We start from the raw sequence: 23513 nt of genomic DNA on the forward strand, positions 1-23513 counted from the left end.
GCAAGGGCTAAAAAACTACGTTGACGAGGAGCATATAGAAGGCGGTTCCGCCGAAGATGGACAGCGCTGAGTCCCGCTTCCACAGGTGAAGCAGGAAGGTGACCACCACGCCAAGGAGAGCCGCCCAGATGCCACTGGGGGCGCTGGACTGCCCGTGGACGGTATAGACGACCAAGATGGTCATCACACCCACAGGCATCATCATGCCGAGCACGGAAAAGAACTGACTATCCTTCATCCATTTCACAAAGGAGAAAGGAAGTTAACGGTAATGAGGCCGACGGGAACTAGGACGGCCGCGATGGAAGCAAGGGTAACTCCAGCGGGTATTAGTACTCCTCACGGAATCTCTTAACGTCGCCTCGCCTACGCAAGGTAAAAGCGGCATCGACGCGTGGGGATAGGTACCGGATAATGAGCAGGATGAAGTAAGCGCTGAGAGCCACCATAAGGAGTTGCCCGGGGGCGAAGGCGGCCGCGAGGATCCCCACCATCGCCGCGCTCAAAGGCAAAGAAAAGTCCTGGTTATTGCGGAAGGAATCCATCGCCAGCACGACGAGGAGCGCCACCAGCGCGAATTCCATACCCTGCACGGTAGAGGGAATCACCTGGCCGGCGAGAGCACCGACAATGCCACCGCCTACCCACAGGGCCTGACAGAAAATTTGGATGGTGAGGATCCGAGTCCCAGTCGGTCGGTCATCGGCGGGGAGGGAGGAGACGATGGCATAGGTTTCGTCGGTAAGCGCGTAGGTGGAATAAGCCCTGCCTAGGCGCGAGTGAATGCGGTGGCGGGGAAAGGTGAGACCATAGAAAATATGGCGGAAGTTCACCATGAAACCGGTAACTAGGGAAGCCACGGCTGTGGCGGCGCCGGCGACCATGGAAATGGCGAGGAACTCCATCGAGCCCGCATAGATGACGATGGAGAAAATAGGCGTCCACCACCAACTGAAGCCGGATTGGACCATGAGCAGGCCGAAGGCTAGGCCGAGGGGAATAAGGCCGATGGCGGCGGCCCTAGTATCCCGCAAACCTTGGGCAATATCCTCACGCATGCGGGCTAGTGTAGCCCACTGCCTGCAGCTCGATAGGAATTAATTGTCTTCCACGTTGACAGGATAGGTGGAGTACAACGGCAACGGCATGGGTTGGCGCTTCATAACATCGGACCAGAGGTCGGCCGGGCCCGGCGTAATAACGTCTTGGGCGAGGGCAGGGGAGACGAACCATTCGCCGGCCTCGATTTCCTCCTCGAGCTGGCCTGGGCCCCACTCGGCGTAGCCGGCAAACATGCGCATGCCCGAGACCAAGGGCTCTATCTCTTCTGGGTCGGCACGCAGGTCCACATGCGCGAGGCGCGGGGCGAGGCGGGTGAGTCGGTCATGCTTGTCCGGATCGACGCCCTGGTTGGTCTGCGCGAGCCCTACGACGGATTGCTGATTGAGCGGGCCACCAATATACAGCGCCTGCGGCTTGGCCACGACGGGAAGCCATTCCGGCAGCACATTGAAAATCGCCACCTCGGAGCGCTTGGTCAGATCCACGCCGAAGGTCATCATGTCATTGTGCTCAATGACGAGAATGACGGAACGGGCGAATTCCGGCGAAAGCATGCCCGGAGCGGAGATGAGCAGCTGGCCGGGGGCAGGGTCATTGCGCTCGAGAGCGTTGAATAATCTATCGGCAAACATCACTGTTTAGAATCCCACCACTCGCGCAACTTCGCAATCGCGTCCTCGCGCTCGAGGGGGCCATGCTCGAGGCGCAGCTCCTTGAGATAGGACCACGCCTGGCCCACCTCAGGGCCGGGCTGGAGCCCTAAGATCTCCATGATCTCGTTGCCGTCGAGGTCTGGACGCACGCGCGCCAGGTCCTCCTTGCGGCCGATCTCTTCGATGCGCTCTTCAAGCTGATCGTAGGTGCGCTGGAGGCGGCGGGCCTTCTTGGCATTGCGGGTGGTGCAATCGGCACGCACCAGCTTGTGCAGGCGAGGGAGAAGATCGCCGGCGTCGGTGACATAGCGGCGCACGGCGGAATCGGTCCATTGATTTTCCCCAAACCCGTGGAAGCGCATATGCAAATAGACCAGTTGGCCGATGGCCTCCGTAGTGGCCTTAGGGTACTTCAACTTCCGCAGGCGCTTGCGGGCGAGCTTCGCGCCCACCACCTCGTGGTGGTGGAAGGAGACCTTGCCATCGGTGTTATCAAAGGTATCCGGTTTGCCAATATCGTGGAGCAGTGCCGCCCAGCGCAGGACAAGATCAGGACCATCTTCCTCTTGATCCATGGCCTGGCTCAGCACCTTGAGCGAGTGGGCATAGACGTCCTTGTGCTGCGCGTGTTCGTCCGCGGTCATGCGTAGCGCGGGGATCTCCGGGAAGATATAGTCCGCGATTCCCGTAGATACCAGTAGATCAATGCCATCCCACGGGGCTGTGCCGCAGATGAGCTTATCCAGCTCCACCTGCACGCGCTCCACGGTGATGCGCTGGATCTCGCCAGCCATATCCCGCATGGCCTCCACGACGCGATCGGCCACGCGAAATTCTAGCTGGGAGGCAAACCGAGCCGCACGCAGCATGCGGAGCGGATCATCGTGGAAGGAGATCTCCGGCTTATCCGGGGTATCGAGCACCCGGTCAGCTATGTCTTGGAGGCCGTGGAGGGGATCGTGGAACTTAAAGGAGGCGTCGGCAAGCAGCTCAATGGCCATCGCATTGGCCTTGAAGTCGCGCCGGACAAGATCGCCTTCCAAGGTGTCACCGTAAACCACCTCAGGATTGCGGGACTGGCCGTCATAAGAATCGGAGCGGAAGGTAGTGATCTCAATCTGCTGGCCCTTGTAGGCCGCGGAGACGGTACCGAAGTCTATGCCGGTATCCCACACGGTTTCGGCCCACTCATCCAAGATCTCCTTGACCACCTCGGGGCGGGCCGGGGTAGTAAAGTCCAGGTCATTTCCCAAACGACCCAAAAGCGCATCGCGCACAGAGCCGCCCACGAGGTAGAGCGAGTAGCCGCGCGCGGCAAATTTCTCCACCAGTCCGCCCAGCAGGCTACTGAGGGAAGAAACGGTGGATTCCGCGCGGGCAAGAACGCCGATTAGCTGAGTGTCCTGAAAATTCACGGGTGAGAGTCTACTACGATTGGCAGGGATGACTAACCAAGAACAGGGCCCCTCCAAAGGAAGCGGCCGCAACCGCAACCGGTCCCGGCGCAGGCGGCGCCGCCGGCCGGATAATCGCGCGCGCCGCACCACCCAGCAGCGCAAGCCCTACCGCGGTGGCAATGGCCAATCCACGGCCATGGAAACCCGCGATGAAACCTCCGCGGGCGGCCTCGTTGTCTCCGGCTTGGCGGAGTGCGTCGATGCCAATGGCAACGTCGACCTTTCCCGGCTCTATGTGGCGCTCATCGGCCGCCTCGACCGCCGCGGGCGCCTGCTGTGGTCCATGCCCAAGGGACACGTGGAAAATGGCGAGGCCAAGGAGGTCACCGCTGAACGCGAGGTATGGGAAGAAACCGGCATTTCTGGTGAGGTTTTTGCGGACCTCGGCATGATTGATTACTGGTTCGTCTCTGATGGGGTGCGCATCCATAAGACCGTGCACCACCACTTGCTGCGTTTTGTGGACGGCATTATGAACGATGAGGATCCAGAGGTCACCGAGGTCTCGTGGATCCCCGTCTCCGAACTCATCGAGCACTTGGCCTACGCCGATGAGCGCAAGCTGGCGCGCATCGCGCATGATCTCCTTCCCGATCTCGCACGAAAGGAAGCCGCGGCCGGGAAAGTGACGCCACGGTAATGCGCCAGCGCCTGAAGTCTTGGGCCGCCGTGGGCGGCTGCATGGCGGTAGCGGGGTGGGGCTTGTGCCTGCCGCTACCAGAAGCCGCCGCGCAGATGGACGCGGCCGCCGAAAAGCAGCAGGATATCCAGGCATGGTTGGGTGCGCGCGGGCCGGAGCGGGCCCACCTTGATCTCCTTGCGGCCGAGCCCTTTACCGTGGGCAAAGACCTCAAACTGACCTTCCGGCTGCACAATCCCACCGATGAAACCATGGAGGATCTCCAGCTCACGAGCCGCCGCGGCGATGCCGTGGAGGACACCGCGCAAGCCCGCACGCAGTTGGCCACCGGCGAATTCCCGTATTACGGTCCCAGCACTACCACCGCGCCCCTGCAGCCGGGCGAATCCCGGGAGGTCACCTTCCAGGTTCCTACCTCCCTGCACGGCGAGCAGACCCTGGCCATCGAAGAGCCTGGCTCCTATCCGCTGCTGTTTACCCTCACCGGCACCGTAGGCGGCGAGGCGGTCAGCTTTGCGGAGGAACGCCTTGTTGGCCAGATAAAGGGGAAGAAGCAGGCGCTTGGCGATGCCCCCTCGGATCCCACACCCCACGATCTCACCGTGATCTATCCCATCAGCGCCGATATTGACTCGGTACCAGGCGGCGCTGGGGGAGAGGACCTTATCCTCTCCTCTGATGAGCTGGCCGGTGAGCTGGCGGAGGGTGGCCGGCTCGATCGATTGGTCAGCACGTATGCCAGCCACGATCTGCGCGGGGCAGGCTGCGTAGCCATCGATCCCGCCCTCTTGGATACAGTCAACCGCATGGCGGAGGGCTATAAGGTAGGTTCGGCCCGCCCACCTCAAGCCGAGCGCCCTAAGCGCCTGCGCGATTCGTGGTTCACTAACGAGGACGATGTGCACCTCGAACCCGGCACTGGGAAAGAGGATGCCGCCCGCTGGCTCAAGCGCCTGCGCGAGCTCGATTGCTTTATGTCTATGCCGTGGGCGAACGCCAATGCTTCCTCCGTGGCCAAGGCGAATAATCCCTTCCTTACCTACGAAGGACTGCAACGCGGCAATCACACCATCGAGCGAATCCTCGGTGCCAAGCCGGCCACCACCGTGCTCGCGGTCGGCTCCGGCTATGTGGATCAGCAGCTGCCCCTGCCCGCATTGGTGGCAGATAATACTTCGTGGCCCGGCCGCGCCGTGACTTTCGACGCCTCCTTGGGCGCCCTCCTCGCCCAAACCGGCTCCAAACCACAGACGGTGGGCTATTCCAACCCGGAGCTGCGCTACGATTACTCGCTCGATTCCGATCTTTCTCGTGCCATCACCGGCGGCGCCGCACTGAGCTTGGCCGCCAGCGATGACACCGTGGCGCGCTTGCCCAATTACTTGGATCCCAGCGCGGCCGAGTACGCACTCGACTCTGCCGAGGCGCTCATCGCTTCCGGTAAGTCCCATCCGCGCACCGTCGGTAGCCTAAAGCAGGAGACCGCGGAGCCCGGTTCACTGCCCGGCAGCCCCTTTAGCGATCCCGCCGCCTTTGCCGAATCCGATATCGTCCGCGTGGAGCAGCAGGCCCGTTATACCGATGAGCTGATGAATATCATGGTCGATGATCCCGATATCGCGCTCACTCGCTATGAATTTGTCTTGCCTTTGCGCAGGGATCTGCTCGCCGCCCTCTCGCTGACCAACCGCGATAGCTTGAGCGCCAATGCGGAGGCACAGCGCCGGTTCACTCACACGATGGATGTGCATTCCGATACGCTGCGAGACCTGCGTTCTTCTGTGGCGCTTATCCCACCGGGCAATGTCTATACCCGCGTATCCGAGTCATCGCCGCTGCTCATCGTGGCAGAAAATGGCCTGCCACTACCGGTGGAGGCCAAGCTGCAATACGATGCCCCCGATGGCGCGCGCCTCAACACGCCCAAGAGCGTCCGTATTCCGGCCAAGGGCTCTATTACTGTATCCATGACCGCCGATATGCCTAAGGACGTCGATCGCACGGACATTGGCTTGTGGCTTGCTACCCCAGAAAAGCAAACCATCTCTGAGCCCATCAATATCGCTGTGCAAACGCGTGCCGGTATCGTAAGCGTGTATGGCGTCGGCCTAGCCGGCGCCCTTGCGCTGGTCTTAGCCACGCTCTTCCGGCTAGGCCGCCATCGGCGCAAAAAATCACAAAGACTTAAAAAGTAAGTTGAAGTTGTATCCTCTATGACTGATAAGACTGGCCGCGAGGCCGAACACGTGGAGAAGTCACCTGCGGGTGTAGTTGACCCGAAGGATGCCGCCGTGCCGGCAGAGCACCCCGCCCCAGCGGGTGCCCGCGGCCGCATCGTCCAGGCCTCTCCTCCCGCTCCGGTACCAGAAAAGCGCCCCACCCCAGCGGTGAAGGACACCACCGTTCCTCCTGAGGAGGATAAGTCCGCGCTCACTGGACGCAACGCGGACAATGAATCATCCAATCAGGATGTCATTCGCGCAACGGGCACGATGGCTATCGCGACGCTGCTATCCCGCATCACTGGCTTCTTGCGCCAGATGCTCATCGGTGCCACGCTCGGCGCCACGGTGGGCACCGCGTTTAGTAGCGCCAACCAGATCCCGAACCTCGTCACCGAGATCGTTTTGGGTGCGGTGCTGACCTCTCTGGTTGTGCCCGTCCTCGTGCGCGCCGAAAAGGAAGACACGGACCGCGGCGAGACCTTTGTCCGGCGGCTATTTACCCTGGCCTTTTCCATCCTGGGCATAGTCACCATCGCCTCCGTGGTGCTCGCGCCCTTCTTAACCAGGATGATGCTGCCGGAAGATTCCAAGGCCAATGCCGTGCAGGCAACCTCCTTGGCCTTTTTATTGCTGCCGCAGATTCTTTTCTACGGCCTCTTTGCCCTCTTCCAGGCCGTCCTCAATACCAAGAATGTCTTTGGCCCGGGCGCCTGGGCGCCGGTGATCAATAACTTCATCTCCATTGGCGTGCTGCTGGCTTATCGCTTCCTGCCCGGCCAACTAGACCCGCATGAGCCCACGCCGGTGGCCGATCCCCACGTCATGCTCTTGGGCTTGGGCACCACCACAGCGGTGATGGTGCAGTGCCTCATCCTATTGCCGTATCTCAAGAAGGCCGGCATTAATCTGCGCCCCAAATGGGGCCTGGATGCGCGCATCAAGCAATTCGGCGGCATGGCTTTGGCCATCATTACTTATGTGGCCATCTCCCAGCTGGGCTACGTGGTCACCTCCCGCGTGGCCGCCTATGCGGATGCCGGCGCACCGCTGGTTTATCAGAATGCCTGGCTCATGCTGCAGGTGCCTTATGGCGTTATCGGCGTGACGCTCCTGACGGCGATTATGCCGCGCCTGTCCCGCAACGCCGCCGACGGCGATGTAGATGCCGTGGTCCGCGATCTCACCCTGGGCTCCAAGCTGACCTTCATCGCGCTTATCCCCATCGTCATCTTCATGACCGGCTTCGGCGTTCCTATCGCCCGCGCCCTCTTCCAGTACGGCGCCTACGGCGCCGACAGTGCCGAGCAGCTCGGCCTGACCATCAGCTTCTCCGCTTTCACGCTCATCCCGTATGCCTTGGTGCTGCTGCACCTGCGCGTGTTCTATGCCCGCGAGGAAGCCTGGACGCCTACCTTCATCATCGCCGGCATCACGCTGACCAAGATCGTCCTCACGCTTTTGGCACCATTGATGACATCCAACCCGGACCGCGTGGTGATTCTGCTCGGTACGGCCAATGGCTTTGGCTTCGTCTCCGGTGCGGTCATTGGCGGCTTCCTACTCAAGCGCAAGCTCGGCAGCCTCGGCGGCAAGGCCGTTACCCAAACCGTGCTGTGGGCTTCCGGTGCCGGCCTGGTGGGCTTGGTCGTCTCCTGGGTGCTGTACTGGGGCGTGAATTGGCTGCTCCCGGAGAATCTGCCGTCCATCGTCTCGCTGATCAAGGTCGCGGTGCTCGGCGTCATCTTCCTCATCGCCACCGGCCTGGTGCTATCCAAGTCCTCCTTGCCGGAGGTGCAGAACTTGGCCCGCGCCCTGCAGCGCATCCCGGGCATGTCCCGCTTCATCAAGGTCGATTCCTCCAAGGCCATCGAGCTGGAGGAGCCCGACGTGCCGGAAATCCGGCCGGTATTTACCCAGGACGCCTTCAATGCCACCCTGGTGCCGCCGCCGATGTCCGCGGGCATCGTCCGCGGCCCACGCCTGGTCCCAGGCGCCCCGGTTTCGGATGGCCGCTTCCGCCTGCTGCAGGATCACGGTGCGGTCACTGGTGCGCAGTTCTGGCAGGCGCGCGAACAGTCCACCGGTCGCCTGGTCGCCTTGACGTTCGTCGATACCAATAGCCTGGCTCCGATTGCGCCGTCGACGCCGGGAATCGCGGCGCGCCGCTCCGCGGAGATTTCGCGCAATACCCGCCGCCTAGCCGAGCTGGAGCTCGATACCGTGGCGGATAATATCCAAGTCCTGTCCTACCGCACCGGCTGCCTGGTGGTTGCGGATTGGTTTGAAGGCACCTCCCTCAAGCAGGTGGCTGAGGCCGATAACCTCGATCCCCATTCCGTGGCACGAGCTACTGCGCCGCTTTTTGCTGACGCCGCCGCTGCCCACGACGCCGGCCTCACCCTCGGCGTGGAGCACCGCGACCGTTTCCGCGTCTCTACCGATGGCGTGGTCAAGGTTGCCTTCCCCGCCGTGCTGGACGGCACCTCCGCAGCCACCGACCGCGAGGCTCTAAGCTCCGCCCTCGAGCTGCTGGTGGAGTCCACGGAGCCTTCGCCGAAGAAGCTGCGCGATATTTCTGACGACGCCAACCTTCCGGCGGACGAGGCCGCCCAGCGCGTCGAAGATGCGCACTACGCGCTCGATAGTGCTGATGAGGACAGCCGCGAGGAAAAGATGGAGGAGCTGCAAGAGGCAAAGGCCCTGACCTTGGCCGGCATCGCCCAGCGCTTGCGCGACTTCGCACCGGATGAACCAGAAGAAGCACCTGAAGCCCTGCCGGTGAAGGCACAGGTAGAACCGGACCAAGAGGATGACCCGGCGCAAGAACCCGGCTTTGGCGGCCGTGGTTATTCCGGTTCCGGCGTCATCATCATCGGCATCTTCGCCACCATCTTCGTCGTGGCAATGGCTGCGCTCACCACCTGGATCATGTCCTTGCTCAGCGATGTGGAGGCATCCAACCCGGTCAGCGAGACCATCCACGGCAGCACGGACATTCCGGATACCCCGCCGGTGCGTCTCCAGCCTTCCTCTGCGGTTACCGTCCCTGATAACAAGGACTATGCAGCGCTTATCGACGGCAAAACGGCCACCACGTGGTCCACCGAAGAGGAAGACACCGGAGTCCTCGTCACCTTGGATAACCCGACCCACCTCGCGGTAATGCCAGTAGTCCAGTCCAATTCCACCGGGACAAAATACGCGGTCTACGGCGTCAACCAGGAAAGCTTCAATCCCGAGAATCCACAGGCTGGTTCCCTGCATCAATTAGCCCGGGGTAAGTTCAAAAGCGGCACGGAAGATATCGAGTTGGAGGAAACCAACGAGCAATTCGATGCCCTTCTCCTGATGATTACCGAACTGCCCAAATCCGATAAGGCAACCATCGCTGATATTGAGCTCGTCGGACAGCCCTAGGCACAACCCACACGGCCGAATCGAGGACACGCCCCTCGATTCGGCCTTCTTTTTAAATCTTTTCCGCATTCACACTTCTCTGACCTGCATGTTCAAAAATTATTTACTTCACATGTTGACTATTTAGAAGTGGTACGTACACTGTGGGGCGTAACGCACACAACAGCCTTAGGAGTATTCATCATGTCCCTCGCAGCAGGTACCTACGCACTAGACCCAGCCCACACCGTTATCGGATTCGTCGCCAAGCACGCGATGGTGACCAAGGTTCGCGGTAACTTCGCAGACTTCGAAGGCACCATCACCGTGGCCGAGAACATCGCCGAGTCCAACGTTCAGGCCACCATCCGCACCGCTTCCATCACCACTGGCAACGATGACCGCGATGCACACGTAAAGAACGAGGATTTCTTCGCAGTAGAGCAGTACCCGGAGATCACCTTCAAGGCCACCAACCTCAACGTTGACGAGAACGGCAACGGCACCGTCACCGGTGACCTCACCATTAAGGACACCACCAAGTCCGTTGACCTCAACGTTGAAGACGTTGCTACCGCTGAGGACCCCTTTGGCAATACACGCTTAGGCTTCGAGGCAACCACCAAGATCAACCGCAAGGACTTCGGCATCGACTTCAACGCTCCGCTGAAGACCGGCGGCGTGTTGGTCTCCGAGGAGATCAAGATTGAGCTCGAGGTCTCTGCTATCAAGCAGTAGGCCCGTAGCCCCAGACACACTAGAAGCATTAAGCTTCCCAAGCCCGCAGCCACCTTCTGGCTGCGGGCTTTTCCTACGTCTTCCGGTCTAGCGGTACAGCCACTCCTTACCCTTGGGAAAAGCTATTCAGCCCCTCAGCACCTCTGGATATCACCCAATCAACGGGTTTGGCTTCACCTATAAAGGAAACAATTCAAAGTCGCCACAGGAGAATTGCAGGGTGCTGTTGCAAAGTTGGGCGGAGAGCCGAGACGACCCAGTTTCTCATTTCCTGATGGCCGCTGCGTGCCGGCGTTTTCAGGCCGTCTCGAAGACCCGGTTGACGATCACCGCGTCCGGATTGGGGTGCCCATAAGCAAACATCGTGCCCTGACCTTTCCGTAATGAATGCATCGCTTCCATCCCTTTCAACGTCCGGTAGGCGGAAATTCGGTTTTTGAACGCCCCCTTCGGTCCCAGGATTCTTTTAAGTCGGCCATGATCTCCCTCGAGAACGTTGTTCAGGTATTTCACCTGCCGGTGCTCCACCGTCTGAGGGCAGATTCCCTCCGCCTTCAGCTCGGATATTGCCTTGGCCAGAGCTGGTGCCTTGTCGGTGTTGATGACCCGCGGGGACCCGGCTGTCGTATTCGATCGCAGCGTCTTGGCCAGGAAACGCTTGGCCGCAGCCACATTCCGTTTTGGTGAGAGGTAGAAGTCTAAGGTCTGCCCACCGGCGGTAATAGCCCGGTAGAGATAGCACCACGTGCCGCCGACCCGGATATAGGTCTCATCCACCCGCCAGGACCGGGCCTGCCAGTCGGGTACCTGCCGGTACCAGCGAGTGTGCTTATCCAGCTCAGGGGCGTATTTCTGCACCCAGCGGTAGATCGTGGTGTGATCGACTGGCACACCCCGCTCGGTCATCATTTCTTCGAGGTCGCGGTAGCTCACGCCGTAGCGGCAGTACCACCGCACCGCCCACAGGATGATGTCACGGGGAAATGCCGACCGGAGAAGATGCCCATGGCTCTGATTATTTCACGCCGGTCTTTCTACTGCCCCAACTTTGCAACAGCACCATAATTTTTTCTCCGTTAGGTTCTGTCGCTTTTAGTTTCCCCAGCTTGAACCGATAAGGCTAACAATTCGAATAAACATCGCGCACATGTCCAGGGTGCAGTCTACTGTCACTGGCATGAGCTTCCTTACCGAGTACAACGAACCCCGCGACCTGAGCCTGATTGATACCTCTCCCGCCAAGCTGGAGGGGGATTGCTATGAGGTAGCCGGGGCACTGCGCGCTGCCGCTCGCTTCCTCGAAGTCCTCAACCAACTACCGGAGACTCCCGCAATGCGCGACTGGCAAGGCGACGCAGATGAGCTAATAAACATCGCGGAGGCGCTTACCGATGACGCCGCAGAGTTTTTCAGCGACCAAGACTCGCAACAAAACTAACGTCCCGTTCCGGTTGCGGACTTCGCCTTGCAGTCACGATAAACGAAGAAGCGTCATATGCGAATGATGCAAACTTCCCTAATGTACTCTTCACAGATCCCCTCGCACCTGAGAATCGCGGCAAGGGAAACGACCTGCAATAAGCACATGACGGGGTTCCCATTTTGAGAACTGAGTCGCTGTCAGGGTTGCGACCCCTAATGTCTAATGGGGTCGCTACTGCGATTGCAACCCTTATTGGTTAATGGGGGTTGCAACCCCCATTCAAGACAAACCCCGACCGGTTATGGGTAAACACCGTTTACACCCGGGTTATGAGGTGGCCAGTGCTGGCGCATCAACTCACCGTTCCAACTCGTCTATCTGCACAAGATCTCGTTTCTCCCCTCCCGCAGTAACAGGGGCAAAAGGGGGATTGCCACTGATCACCCTCCACAGTTCCTGCCAAGAGTCCGATTCCGCTAATGAGCTCAATTCTTCAAACCGTTCAAAAATGAGGGAGGGCATAGAGATTTTCATGTTCATTTCTGGCATCCAGACCGTGTGCTTTTCTGAGGTTTGGCTTCGATCTCCAGGGAAAGCTTTGATGATCTCCATAAACGGCCAGCAGTATGCGGTGTCTACGAGTGTTTGAAATTTTTCGTCGGAATATGGATGCTCCCCACCAGCCCCGGGAGGGTCGACCATATACCCTCTCCAGTGGCCGTTTTCGAAATAAGATAGGGAAGCAATCCTTCGAGCATTGCTACCGACGAGTTGTAGTACTTCGGGTGGCGCGTTACGCAACTGGTTTTTCGCCTTTGTGACGGGAGATTTGTCGAATCCATTTGTTCGCCCTTTCGCCTCGACGAGCAATCTCCCTAGACTGTTCGCTTTCGCGCCTTGCCTGTAGCCCACAAGGTCGGGTCGTTGGACGTTTCCTATTTTATGTCCGCGAATTTTCAGTACCGCATCGACGTGCACCAAATGGGGTGTGTTCCACAGCTTCTTGGCCATAATGGCCGACAGAACCATACCCAGGTAGTAGCTCACTCCACTTTTCTCACTGGGGTCGAGGTGCTTATATGAATCACTTTGCTTCCAGCTACCTGAAGTTTGGTCCAAGTTCGCCAGGATCATGTTTACGCGCCATAAAAACTCGCGCTTTGTGCGCCGCGGATATCCAAAAACTGCCGAGGTTGCCCCTACTTCTGCGGCGGCCTTGCGGACGTCATGGGATGAGACATCGATAGGAAAGGTGCCGTTTGGCCAAGGCCTCCCTTTTGGCCAAAAGGGAGGCCTTGGCAAAGAGGTAGGGAAATTTTCAGTTGTGATCTTAACCTGAGGCATGGGATATCTAGGCATGGGATATCTACTTTCATATTAGAAATATCAGTTGATCGCGTATCGCGATTGAGGAACGGTACTTGTCTATATCTCGTCGGAATGAGCTGTAGGCAGACGTCCATAAAACAGCTCACGCGCCCCACAATACGGGGCGGGGTGCGGGCGGTGTGGGGATAGCCCCGTCATAAAATACGTGTTGCGTGCAGGTCGCAAGTCCGCCCCACGCGCGTGGAGATCACCCGTAGCCGTCCTGTAATTGGTGGTACACACCAACGTCGATGACGTTTCTAATTTCCTACCTCAGTGTTGCGGCGGACGACTAAGGTCGTTGTGCTCGTACAGTGGGGACCCGGGAATTGCCCTTGATCCATGTCGCGGCATGAGGATCAATGAAGCTCGCCACCGTATGAATGGCGTTGTCAACGGAGTTGAGATGTGCGTCTTCACGGGGGATATTGCGTTGGTGGATGATTGATTCGTGGTGAGAGCACCTGTTTCTCATGTTGTAGACAATGACTACAAGAGCTTCGAACTGTTGTCTGCTGGTGGGCTTTTTCTGCAAGGCCTTCTCTACCTGGGGCCAGATGCTTGCCTGATAGTGGCGACTTAAAAGGAAGCGCCAGAAGTCGAAGCTGAGCTCAGCGATGATTTTCCTGGTGGAGCCCCTCTTCCTCCGGCTCGTCTCTTCGCTTTGTGGATGCTCTTCCCCGCTTCATTGCTGAAAGCTATTCGACCGTTGTCAAACCATCTTTGGCCGTACCTGCCGGTCAGGGCATCGTGGATGCAATTTCGAAGGAGTACTTCGAGATGCTCGATGTCGGCGAGATAGGTCTTCGTGAGGTGAGTGTTCCAGAGGTAGAGTGCTTCTGGATCTGGATGGTCGGCGTACCGACTCATCCGTGCAGAGGAAAACCACCGCGATAGTGGCACTGGGGCCGGGCTTGGATTATTTATCATGGATGCGTTAATCTCTATCGTGAAAGCCCCGGAACGATCCCTGCACTACGAAAGTAGGAGTAAATCGCCGGGGTTATTGACGTTTCTAGGCCTGGTCGCCGGCCCCATCACGCTGTGCGCCTGGGGCAGCGAGCAGGATTTTTCGCAGTTCTTGAGCGCTGAGATGGGGCCGCCCACCTCCGCGTACTGCTTCGCGCCATACCGGCTTGAATGCTCCGAGCATGGACTGGTAGGTCGGAAGCATCTGTCTGTGAGAGTTCGTTCCTTTTTTTACGAGTTCTTCTTGCTCAGTCCACCGACCACTTTTAACGAGGTATTCCGTGTAACCAGCCATCTGGCTTTCGCGTTCATGCTGGTAGTCGAAGCCTATGAACGTGCCGAACCATTCGGCGTTCTTGACACCGATGGCATCCCACCCATTGTCGCCGAGTGCTTCAACGCTGAAATGGATCACCCTAAACATGTCGAGAATGTCCCAGACCAGCTCACAGTCATAGGCATTGAGCGCTTCAGCGCAACTGGGAAATAGTTGGGGGTATTCCCCTTCATAGCCACGTTCCAACACTTCAACGGCGCGTTCGTGCCCCTCCGAGTCATAGGACTGTTCAGGAAGATGTCCTTGGGCAGCTAGAAGAGTCTGATGCTGGAGTATCAGACTGGCCCGCTCGTACGGAGTGAGGGTGATGTTCTTTTCGGTGGGCCTACGATCAAGATTCGGATCAACCCGCTTGACGTGTACCTCTATGGCTTGGCGCATGTAGTCACTTTGGGATTGCCCATTTGCTTCTGCTGCTTCGGCAACGAGGGCTCGGAGTTCGTCTGGTATTCGAATTGTAATGGTTTTCATGGACCCCATCCTACTCGAAGCGCATACACGAATACAACTACGCATTCGGCGAATACATGTAATTTTTCCAAAACTGCTTTGCGTTCTGAACGGGTATGCTTGGCGTGCTGGGTAGCGTTGCGCAGTTCGAGCGGGCGATCATGCGAGAGCGCCAGGCCGAGGGGATCGAGCGAGCAAAAGCGCGGCGCAAGGGCTCGAGGCGTTTGACTGATGTTAATGACATGGTCTTCAGTTTGTATGCCGGCGGGACGATCGTACGCGACATCGCGCATCACATGGGCACTGCGATGAGGGCGGATACTTTCATGAGACGATATCCGCTGTGACTGATACCGTGTTGGATGCAGTCATGGTCTGGCAAAACCGCCAGTGAGATGCGTTCTACCCCGTTGTATTCCTCGACGCTTTACGTATCAAAGTCCATGACGGTGGCCGGGTGATCAACAAGTCTGCCTACATGGCCATCGGCGTTGATATCGAGGCAATCAAGCACATCCTGGGACTATGGATAGCTAAAGAAGAAGGAGCGTCGTTTTGGGCACAAGTGTGCTCTAACTTGTTGAATCGTGGGGTTAAAGACGTCTTTATTATCTGCTGTGATGGGCTGAAAGGCTTACTTGACGCGGTCGAGGCCACCTGGCCTGGTTTCATGGCACCTGATTCGTGCCGCCAACCGGTGGGTAGCCTACGGGGACGGTAAGAAAGTGTCAGCAGCGTTGGAGGAATTTGCAGGTTCTGAGCTGGGTGAGAAATGCCCCCGGTCTGTTAAAGTCTGGCAGGACGCGTGGGAGAGGTTCGTGCCGTTTTTACAGTTTCCTCCGACAGCGAGGAAAATCATCTACACGACGAACTCTATCGAGTCGTTTAAGAATGAGCTGCGTAAAGCCACCCGTAACCGAGTGCAATTTACCAACGACGAATCCGCGATAAAGACACTGTGGTTGATGATCTGCACTATTGAAGACAAACGCGCTGCTCAACGCGCCAAGAAAGGAAAACAGGCCGCAGCGTCAGCGAGCCGACTTGTCGAGGGCGGAAAGGTTTCCGGCTGGAAGCAAGCCATCAACCAAATGGCTGTGGCCTACCCCGACCGCTTCAATAAATACCTCTAAGAAAACCAAACCCCACACACAAACAACTTGACACGCTCTCACAGGAACTAACTCGTACACCACGCTAACGGCCGCAACCGCAGCGCAATGTCTTCGTATATTCTGTGCATCTAGGATTGAAATTGCGAGCTTTCGAAAGGAAAATAGTGTCCTCCGAAAATTCAAGCGAAATTCTTGGCCTTCGTGCACGAATTAAGAAGATGAATGCCAAGTGCGAATCTGCAAAAGATAAGCTGTCGTCTCTTGGCGCTGAAGTGCAAAATATTTCTTCGAGCGAAAATGAACCGGAGCGCGTTCGATCGATCACTCTGAAGCGGATGAGGCGCTTCTTTAACCCAGTAACAATACCGTTATCGCCAGGCTTCACGGTTATTTATGCTCCGAATGGCACAGGGAAATCAACACTTTGTGATGCATTGGAATTAGTAAAGTATGGCAAAACTCCCCGCGAGGGCGTCTATAACGTTGCTCCGAGTGAGACAAAAGATGAGAAGAATCTTTTGTCTTGGAGTGCTGACAGTGCTGATGCACCATCGGTTGAAATTAATTTAAATGAGAATAGACAGATTAATTGGGAATTGGGACAGTCGGAACAATCGACGTGGGCAAAACATGGTTACTCGACTATTTCTCGCATAAATTTGCGAAACTCGATTGATCAACGTTCTGCTGATCGACTCGATTTCGTGAAGTCACTCCTGCAGTTCGGGGAGTTTGACAACCTGATCGCTGACATTGAAAGTACGGAAATGGGTCTAGATCAAGACCTTGAGGCGTTAAAGCTAGATCTGGAATCCACTTCCAAAATTGCGGCAGAACTCGAGTTTGAGCTCGAGGACCTTGACTATCAGCAATTGAAGGCTCTAGCGGAGAATGAATCCTCTGAACCTGAAAAGTCTGTCCGTCTTATGGAACTGATTTCTCGTGATACTGAGACGTGGGACTACCTCAACACGTTGCAATCGGATCTAATGAACGTTGGAACGGGTGAGCAGCCCCAGGCACCTGCAAGTCCAGAAGTTAATGTTGGTATATCAGGAGAGTTGGCAGGAGCTCTGGGGCAAGTCTTACAAATCGTCCACGAAGGCGAAGAATGCCCGGTGTGTAAGGAGACGACTCTTAGTCAGGAGATGCTGGATCGGCTAAAAGGCGAGTTGGAGGCGAGCGACGAAATGGAAGACTACCTTCGTCGCTATTCTGCGTATCGGCGGGAACTTGAAACCTGGCGTCGGAGAAAGGCGCAGATGGATGGAGTATTCGATAAATTGAAAAATCGATATGGAGCTAAGTTTTCAGCCGTTCTTGAAGCAGCGAGCACAATTTCTGAAAACGTTAAAGCCACCCGAGAGTTCATCGCAGTTGAAAAAGCTACTCTCGATTCACAAATTTCCCACAATAAACAGCTTATTAAGCCTTCGAAAAGAGACCAAGCACAGGCGATTCTCGAAAGGACCTCCTTTCTTGGCGGGAACGAGAACGAATATAGCGACAGAGTCAATGAACTCAGAGATTACGAGGTAATTAAAGCTGAATTATTGGCAGCCAAAAAGTTATTAAAGAACATAAAGACCGAATTCATTCGCAACCAGCTGGAAGCAATCCAAGAACCTGTTACGCGGTGGTGGAACCTGCTTTCGGCCGACAGTACTGGTCTAGAACTAAAAATAGATCTAAGGAGCACAGGTAAGAACGGGGGAATTGATGTCTACTGTGTACCTAGCCCAACAGTCACCAGGACAAAGTCGGAAGAGAAAAAAGTTCGGAAACATGCGATGGGGGTGATGTCGGATTCGCAACTAGATCTCTTGGCTCTAGCTTTTAGTTTTGCAACTCTCAAGTCAAAAATCGGCCGAGGAATGGTCTGGCTGGACGATCCGACGGATACCCTCGATTCGTCTAATACGAAGAGTTTTATTGGTACTGTTGTTCCCGAATTGTTAGAAAACGGCCATCAGGTGGTGTTATGCACTCACGACCGAGAGGTGGTTAAAGAATGTTGGGCGCAATATCATAAAGTGATGCGTTCAATTGCAGGGGAATATAGTTATGAAAATTTCTCCCAAATTAACCTAGATGCGCGGCAGATTGCGAACGACGAAAAAACTGCACTCTTTCAAGTCGCTGTTGCACCGTTAAACGCTAATAGTGCACGAACAGCTTTTAAGTCCGATTTTCAAGAAGTCCAAAATTCAGCGACGGATCGCCTAAACCTCGGTAATCGTCTTAGGCTGTCGAATTCGTTGCGACGGTTAGCCGAGTTTATTTTTTGCGATCTACTCGAAGCAATTGATCCGGTACTTCCAAGCGAGATTAGTGCGAGGTCGCACTCTCCTTGGCTGGGACGCAAAGATGGAACCCTAGGTGTTTATCGTGAGTCTCTTGCTAGCGCTGTCGAAGGCATAGACAAACTGATTCGCATTGGGAAGAAAAACGGAAATGTGAGCGATTTGCAAGCGAAAGGTCTCCTCGATGCCACTGGTTCACTTGGCGACTGCATTTCTCGAGTGGAAACATCAATTTTGAATGAAGGTTCGCACGCTGATTTAACAGTTCCTGACTTTCGTGAAATCGAGTTCGTTTGGACTACTGTCGATTCGCTTTATCACAAGTACGATCCGAGTGGCAGTCACCTGCAAATCAAAGGCTTGAAAGCGCTCTACGCGGGTAAAAATTTGGATGGCGTAATTCAAGAGGTCTGGACCAACCTTCCAGAATCGGACAGTAAGCAGCTTTTTAAGTTGTTTGGCAAGAAATAAAGTTCGCATCGGCCCATCGTTTAAATATCTAATGCTAATAGGCCTTCAATTTCGTTAAACCCTTTCGCGCTAAAGGAGAAGCTTTGGTGAACATCCGTTGGATATATCGTGATGCAAACGCGGTTTTGAATAAGTTCACACGGAAGAAGATGGCGCTTTGAATTGGTTCAGCGCTTGTGAACCCCAGCCTGCGCGAGTGCAGGAGAAAGTATTCGCGGGGAGTCGTGAGGATTTCTCATAGGCGATTGGAACGGTTCAGATTCATAGCGATCTTGCGAAACGTCGGGGGTGTTCCTATATAGTTTGTCAACTCTGTGGGTGGGGGTTGTTGGGGTGTACCCAATCAGGCATGGTTTGCCTTGAATTGGGGCTGCAACCGAAGTTGCAACCCATTTAATCAATAAGGGCTGCTACTTTGATGGCAAACCCTTAAATCGCCACAATTTTTACGCCGCCCTCAATGTAAAATATGCAAGGCGTGGCTCCCGCTTAACGCGAGCGACCACACCTTCCCCCACTGCGAAACGCTTACTTCTCTGCAGTGAAAGCTATCACCGTCGTGTCAGTGATCTGCTCCTGCATTCTTGGTGCTAGTAATCATCTCGGCCTAAGCAGCAGAAGGGGATTTTGTCCGCATCCCCTTTTTTCTACTTATCCCATCATCTCCGTATAAGGAAATTGGGGTACACCCGCCCAGTTGCCGAGCAGACCTACGATCACGACGCGGTAGGCTATGGCACCTACCAACAGCGCTATGAAGACCAGACTATGTACCATTTCAAATAGCACTGTCCAGCGCGCTAGCGAGAGTCAGAATCGCTTTACCTAAGGGGTCGGAGAACACAGGAGCGTAAAAAGGACTTAGGCCATATTAGAGCAAGCTGAATTATGTATATAGTCACGCCTCCTCCCTGTTGCGCCCAAGGTGACGAGACGATACGCTCAAAATCGGCACTACAATGAGAATGAGAGATAGGAGAATCGCGTGAGGCGCACCAGGACACTTGCGACGATAGTTGCCGCTACTACTTTTGGGGGATTGTTCTTTTCTGCTTCACCTGCATTTGCGCAAGGGCAGGGATGTGATGCGATCAGCTTCCAGAACAACACAGCAACTGTGGATTGCTACAACCTAGGTACAACAAAGACGGTTATCGCGACGCTAAATGTCGACTGTCAGCCGTGGACCCCTAATGTTAAAGACACAGCTTCTATTAGTCCTGGCGGATCGGTGACGCTTTCTGCATCCTGCTTCGGTTGGGGAAAGGCAGTCGGCGGCTCGGCGTCCGTGAGCTAGAGCGAAAGAGAAGTCATAGCCAATGTCACTAGTTCTGCATGGAGTAAACTTCTCCTACAATAAGAGGTCCTGCGGTTTAGTTGATGTAGATCTTAATGTAGGCCCAGGCATGACGGCTATTCTTGGGGCAAATGGTGCCGGAAAATCCACTCTTCTTCGTGTGCTGGCTACTGAGCTGCGCTGCTATTCTGGAAAAATCTCTTTTGATGGCACTCAGCTATCAAAATCTACCATCCGGGATTACAGAAAACTATCAGGCTGGGTACCACAAAGTGAGATGATTCAGCCTGACGAAACACCTTTTCAATTTGTGTCAAAGGTAGCTTGGCTGCGCGGTTTAAGCGGGAAGAGGCTTGAACATGCCTCGCATGCTGCACTTGAACGTGTTTCTTTATCTGACGAAGCGGATATAAAGTCCAAAGAGCTATCCGGCGGCATGAAGCGCCGTGCAGCCATTGCTGCTGGGATTGTGCATAATCCGACATACCTTTTACTAGACGAGCCTACTGCGGGACTGGATCCCACTCTCCGCGAGGGGCATATTAAACAGCTACGCGGTTTGGCTGACGATGGCGTACATGTACTCTTTAGTACACATGTTCCAACGGACTTGGAGGAAGCAGATTATCTTATCGTAATGAAAAACGGTAGTGTAATCCTCCATGCGCCCACAGAGGAGTTGAAGCAGGAACATGGATCAATTCAGAACGCATATCGCCAATTTTTTTGAAATATCGCCTAGGAAATCTAGTCAAGCGAGCCAGAGGCTGATAGCCGTACTGGGAGGGCTGTTAGTATTAGTGGTGGCACTATTTCTCTACTCGCAATATGAGGTTGGGGACAGCTGGCCATCTTTTGATTCGGCCGTTAGGGATTTGTCTGCAATTACGGGTGTTGCCTTGACCGCGATACTATCTGACAGTATAACACGGTATGATGTTAACTTCATTAACTCCAATGCATACCGAAAAGCTGGCCTAATAAGATTGCAGTTCTTTTCTCCTGCAATATATATTATTGCTTCGTATTTGGCGTCAATCGCACTGTTCTACTTCATGTGTAGGGGTGGCGACGCTGGCGGCGATCCGTGGTACCTAGGCATTGCGTCCGGTATGGCTTGGGTAATTATAGTTTGCCCTGCTATATCCGTATTCGTTTCTCTATTGCTTCAGGGGAGGAGAAGCTACTCTCTTCTATCCAGTATTGCTTTTTCCCTCTCTATATTAGTAACATCATACTTTTCCAACTTGATACCATTTCTTCCAAGACTTGGTGTCTTTTGGACTGATAATTTTGCAAGTTCACGCCCATGGGCGATCGGGGCACAAGGGAGTCAGCTATCACTAACTGTGGTTGCCGCAGTCTTAACAATCTCCCTTCTATTTACACTATTAACGTGGTTGGCGTTTTACGCTCGGGTTCTGGGTGATTTTTCCCGTGTCTTGTTTCTCTTGGCCGGGGGGCTTGTTTTAACTTTAGGATCTGGCGTGCTAGTGAACGCAGTGTCAGGAAACTCATCTATATTGACTCAGCGACCAAGTACGGATGAGCCGATTTGTATCGAGGACCATAATCATCAGGTTCGCTTTTGCGGATGGCCGGAGGACGGTGATGTTATAGAAAGGATGGACGTATCATGGTCCGACTATGTGGATAAGTTGAATGAACTTGGAGTTCCCCTGGATTCTGAGGTTATCTCGGTTCAAGGCGTCCTTGAAGAACCTAATGTAGAGATTTCCGGAATATCGTTCAGGTCAACGTCATCAGCTTTTAAGCGTTCAACTACGGCGTTATTAAACGAAGACATTCAGGAATGCAGTAAAGCATTAAATCCCTCGGAAAAGGTGATTCTCCGTCAGCTTGCTGAATACATAGCAGATCGTTTGTCCGCCGATTTTGGAGATGGAAAGGGGAACTCTTCATTAACTTCGAAAGACTCAAATCTTGTCAGTTCTAATATTCCCCGTGACCTAACAAAAGTCGTTCGTGCGATAGAAGATTGCAATCCGAGTTCGGTATGAATCAAGAAAGATTTTTCAGACAATTCGAAAGATATATTAGTCTTCGTAGATTTGGTCAAGCATGCTTAGTGCTACTCATTGGTGTTATTTCGTCCGTCGGTTTTAGCATTGAAATCCCTATCGACATTTCTGGAACTCTTGATCCGGATAGAGTATTGGGAACCTTTATTCCGCTTATGCCTCTCACATGTGCTGGAGTTTTCTACAAATCGGAATGGCCGGGGAACTTTGAGCGCTCTTGCTCAGGCCGAAGACTTGAAGTATTTCGAGGAACCTGCTCAGCCGTATCTGCCTTCGCGCCTATTTTGTTTTCGGGTGCTCTGCTTTTATTGGGAGCAGAATATAGTATCGCGTCTTCTTCATTTTGGGTTGGAATACTAGGCTTGGGGATTTTTCATATTGGTCATAGTTTTCTCAGCGTTAAGAAGTCTTTCCTTATCTCTTTTGCGGTAACTCTTCTTGTTGTAGTGTCACCCATGGTGATAGGGGCGAATAAATTTGCCGGGGATGGCCTCGGGGCTGATATAAGCTCGATTGCGAAGCTCTTTTATCTGGGGCTTTTTGCCTTCGGCGTAGTCTTGATGTATTTTCCAGTATCCGTTGACGCAGGTGGGAAATAGTGATATTTTGAGGCCATACTGGTTTCGAGCTGGAGGACGCATCGTGAGGATTTCACACTTATCCAAGTTGGCCGGAATTGGAGTGACGCTCATTGCTTCCCTCGGCCTAACATTGACACCTGCAATGGCCGAACAGGGAATTGGTCCTGACAATAGTGTTAACTATATGGCCAAAGGGAACCCCTCCCGCCCACCGAACTATGTCGCCGGAATCACTCCACACGCGCAAAAAAGAATGGCGGAACGCGGAGTGAGTCGAGAACAGGTCATTGATGCAGTTGCTGCCCCTGATCGATACCTGTGGTCTTCCGAAAATAATACATGGAACGTCACCCGTGGAAATCTCCGCATAGCAATTAATAATAACGCTTGGGTTGTAACTGTTATCAAGCTTAGGTGATGAAATTTGATCAATAAGGGCGATAGGATTGTCCTATCAGGAACGTTCGACGAAGAAGGTATCGTACTAAAACGTATAGATGTAGAAACTGCTGGTGAATATCAGTTTTCAATTCCGTTGAGCTTCGAAGGAAATCCGGGTTCCCTCGCGGGTGCAGTAGATGTTTCTTCTTCTGGCGATATCTTGGCGATAGAACTAATTGGAATTGATCGAGTTATAACTAATCCAAAGCCTCCAAGTGATCTTTAAGTATCTTTTGGTTGTGCCGGAATGTAATCCAATTTCCCAATTTGTTTTCTGCCCGTGAGGTGCTATTTGGCAGAAATGGGCATGTCCTTTCGGATGTAGCTATCTAGCTATGTTTTGTCCATGTCATTACTGATTTCTCGCTCTACCGCATGGGCGGACTAAAGTGAAGCACCTTGGAACTCTCGGGCATTTGCCTTGATTTTCAATTCTCGCCACCCAAGCCACCTGCTCACCCCCCTCAACCACAATCAGCGTATGGTAACCCAAACTTTGGCGAAGCCGTAACCTTTCACCGCGAGCTCCATTCAAGTGTCACAAT

General features: G+C 54.7%; 15 protein-coding genes and 4 pseudogenes. 12 read left to right on the plus strand and 7 right to left on the minus strand.

All coding sequences use genetic code 11. From position 1 onward, the window contains the following. Nucleotides 1-7 precede the first annotated feature (7 nt). The 4 genes and pseudogenes from MHY08_RS06270 to MHY08_RS06285 all read right to left on the minus strand — a co-directional run bounded on the left by MHY08_RS06270 (nt 8) and on the right by MHY08_RS06285 (nt 3130). A pseudogene (locus tag MHY08_RS06270) lies at nt 8-330 on the minus strand (branched-chain amino acid transporter permease). Beyond that, nucleotides 330-1058, minus strand: coding sequence for an AzlC family ABC transporter permease (locus MHY08_RS06275; RefSeq protein ID WP_239235927.1), 729 nt, complete (start codon nt 1056-1058; stop codon nt 330-332). Before MHY08_RS06275 ends, MHY08_RS06270 begins: the two are co-directional and overlap by 1 nt. A 39-nt stretch (nt 1059-1097) precedes the next feature. After that, nucleotides 1098-1694 carry a YqgE/AlgH family protein gene (locus MHY08_RS06280; RefSeq protein WP_239230176.1) on the minus strand — a complete coding sequence of 199 codons (597 nt, stop codon included), beginning with the start codon at nt 1692-1694 and terminating at the stop codon, nt 1098-1100. Continuing rightward, the gene (locus MHY08_RS06285) at nt 1694-3130 is read right to left on the minus strand and encodes a CCA tRNA nucleotidyltransferase (RefSeq protein WP_239235928.1); all 1437 of its coding nucleotides are present in this window, start codon (nt 3128-3130) and stop codon (nt 1694-1696) included. Before MHY08_RS06285 ends, MHY08_RS06280 begins: the two co-directional genes overlap by 1 nt. 178 nt (nt 3131-3308) lie before the next feature. On the opposite strand from MHY08_RS06285, the pseudogene MHY08_RS06290 reads away from it, so the two are divergent. From MHY08_RS06290 to MHY08_RS06305, 4 genes and pseudogenes are all read left to right on the plus strand, one after another. Next, nucleotides 3309-3812, plus strand: a pseudogene (locus MHY08_RS06290) (NUDIX hydrolase); the annotation flags it as partial. Beyond that, complete coding sequence (locus MHY08_RS06295; RefSeq protein ID WP_239235930.1) at nt 3812-6007, plus strand: DUF6049 family protein; 2196 nt, start codon at nt 3812-3814, stop codon at nt 6005-6007. The pseudogene MHY08_RS06290 and the gene MHY08_RS06295, both read left to right, overlap by 1 nt. Nucleotides 6008-6025: 18 nt before the next feature. Further along, nucleotides 6026-9454, plus strand: a complete 3429-nt coding sequence (gene murJ / locus MHY08_RS06300) for a murein biosynthesis integral membrane protein MurJ (protein WP_239235932.1) — start codon at nt 6026-6028, stop codon at nt 9452-9454. 183 nt (nt 9455-9637) lie between these two features. Further along, nucleotides 9638-10171: a YceI family protein gene (locus MHY08_RS06305; protein ID WP_239235934.1), complete on the plus strand. Its 534-nt coding sequence runs from the start codon at nt 9638-9640 to the stop codon at nt 10169-10171. Between the two features lie 297 nt (nt 10172-10468). Here the strand turns inward: MHY08_RS06305 and MHY08_RS06310 are convergent. Continuing rightward, nucleotides 10469-11178 (minus strand): annotated as a pseudogene (locus MHY08_RS06310) (IS6 family transposase). Between the two features lie 140 nt (nt 11179-11318). Between MHY08_RS06310 and MHY08_RS06315 the strand changes: the two are divergent. Further along, nucleotides 11319-11609: a hypothetical protein gene (locus tag MHY08_RS06315; protein WP_239235936.1), complete on the plus strand. Its 291-nt coding sequence runs from the start codon at nt 11319-11321 to the stop codon at nt 11607-11609. 342 nt (nt 11610-11951) lie between these two features. Here MHY08_RS06315 and MHY08_RS06320 read toward each other — a convergent pair whose 3' ends face one another. Both MHY08_RS06320 and MHY08_RS06325 read right to left on the minus strand, forming a co-directional pair. Continuing rightward, nucleotides 11952-12728: a hypothetical protein gene (locus MHY08_RS06320; RefSeq protein WP_239235938.1), complete on the minus strand. Its 777-nt coding sequence runs from the start codon at nt 12726-12728 to the stop codon at nt 11952-11954. Between the two features lie 1249 nt (nt 12729-13977). After that, entirely contained in the window at nt 13978-14739 is a 762-nt protein-coding gene (locus MHY08_RS06325; RefSeq protein ID WP_239235940.1) for a YfbU family protein, read from the minus strand. A gap of 95 nt (nt 14740-14834) precedes the next feature. Here MHY08_RS06325 and MHY08_RS06330 point away from each other — a divergent pair. The 7 genes and pseudogenes from MHY08_RS06330 to MHY08_RS06355 all read left to right on the plus strand — a co-directional run bounded on the left by MHY08_RS06330 (nt 14835) and on the right by MHY08_RS06355 (nt 23194). Further along, nucleotides 14835-15851, plus strand: a pseudogene (locus MHY08_RS06330) (transposase). Between the two features lie 146 nt (nt 15852-15997). After that, nucleotides 15998-18607: an AAA family ATPase gene (locus MHY08_RS06335; RefSeq protein WP_239235942.1), complete on the plus strand. Its 2610-nt coding sequence runs from the start codon at nt 15998-16000 to the stop codon at nt 18605-18607. Between the two features lie 1319 nt (nt 18608-19926). Then, nucleotides 19927-20634 (plus strand): ABC transporter ATP-binding protein, encoded by a 708-nt coding sequence (locus MHY08_RS06340; protein ID WP_255710379.1) that lies wholly within the window; start codon nt 19927-19929, stop codon nt 20632-20634. Continuing rightward, nucleotides 20597-21925, plus strand: coding sequence for a hypothetical protein (locus MHY08_RS06345; RefSeq protein ID WP_239235946.1), 1329 nt, complete (start codon nt 20597-20599; stop codon nt 21923-21925). Before MHY08_RS06340 ends, MHY08_RS06345 begins: the two co-directional genes overlap by 38 nt. Further along, nucleotides 21922-22545, plus strand: coding sequence for a hypothetical protein (locus MHY08_RS06350; RefSeq protein ID WP_239235948.1), 624 nt, complete (start codon nt 21922-21924; stop codon nt 22543-22545). The genes MHY08_RS06345 and MHY08_RS06350 overlap by 4 nt, the downstream gene beginning before the upstream one ends. 166 nt (nt 22546-22711) lie before the next feature. Beyond that, nucleotides 22712-22945 carry a DUF4258 domain-containing protein gene (locus tag MHY08_RS11770; protein WP_370658792.1) on the plus strand — a complete coding sequence of 78 codons (234 nt, stop codon included), beginning with the start codon at nt 22712-22714 and terminating at the stop codon, nt 22943-22945. Nucleotides 22946-22951: 6 nt separating this feature from the next. Further along, nucleotides 22952-23194 (plus strand): hypothetical protein, encoded by a 243-nt coding sequence (locus MHY08_RS06355; RefSeq protein WP_239235950.1) that lies wholly within the window; start codon nt 22952-22954, stop codon nt 23192-23194. Nucleotides 23195-23513: the final 319 nt, after the last annotated feature.

The sequence above is a fragment of the Corynebacterium sp. ACRPJ genome (genome assembly GCF_022347345.1).
Lineage (GTDB): Bacteria > Actinomycetota > Actinomycetes > Mycobacteriales > Mycobacteriaceae > Corynebacterium > Corynebacterium tuberculostearicum_D.

Excerpts from the sequence above, each read along its gene's own strand:
- MHY08_RS06275 (WP_239235927.1), bottom strand. The coding sequence starts at position 1,058 with ATGCGTGAGGATATTGCCCAAGGTTTGCGGGATACTAGGGCCGCCGCC.
- MHY08_RS06295 (WP_239235930.1), top strand. The coding sequence starts at position 3,812 with ATGCGCCAGCGCCTGAAGTCTTGGGCCGCCGTGGGCGGCTGCATGGCG.
- MHY08_RS06280 (WP_239230176.1), bottom strand. The coding sequence starts at position 1,694 with ATGTTTGCCGATAGATTATTCAACGCTCTCGAGCGCAATGACCCTGCC.
- MHY08_RS06325 (WP_239235940.1), bottom strand. The coding sequence starts at position 14,739 with ATGAAAACCATTACAATTCGAATACCAGACGAACTCCGAGCCCTCGTT.
- MHY08_RS06350 (WP_239235948.1), top strand. The coding sequence starts at position 21,922 with ATGAATCAAGAAAGATTTTTCAGACAATTCGAAAGATATATTAGTCTT.
- MHY08_RS11770 (WP_370658792.1), top strand. The coding sequence starts at position 22,712 with ATGGCCAAAGGGAACCCCTCCCGCCCACCGAACTATGTCGCCGGAATC.
- MHY08_RS06315 (WP_239235936.1), top strand. The coding sequence starts at position 11,319 with ATGTCCAGGGTGCAGTCTACTGTCACTGGCATGAGCTTCCTTACCGAG.
- MHY08_RS06340 (WP_255710379.1), top strand. The coding sequence starts at position 19,927 with ATGTCACTAGTTCTGCATGGAGTAAACTTCTCCTACAATAAGAGGTCC.
- MHY08_RS06320 (WP_239235938.1), bottom strand. The coding sequence starts at position 12,728 with ATGATCCTGGCGAACTTGGACCAAACTTCAGGTAGCTGGAAGCAAAGT.
- murJ (WP_239235932.1), top strand. The coding sequence starts at position 6,026 with ATGACTGATAAGACTGGCCGCGAGGCCGAACACGTGGAGAAGTCACCT.
- MHY08_RS06305 (WP_239235934.1), top strand. The coding sequence starts at position 9,638 with ATGTCCCTCGCAGCAGGTACCTACGCACTAGACCCAGCCCACACCGTT.
- MHY08_RS06345 (WP_239235946.1), top strand. The coding sequence starts at position 20,597 with ATGGATCAATTCAGAACGCATATCGCCAATTTTTTTGAAATATCGCCT.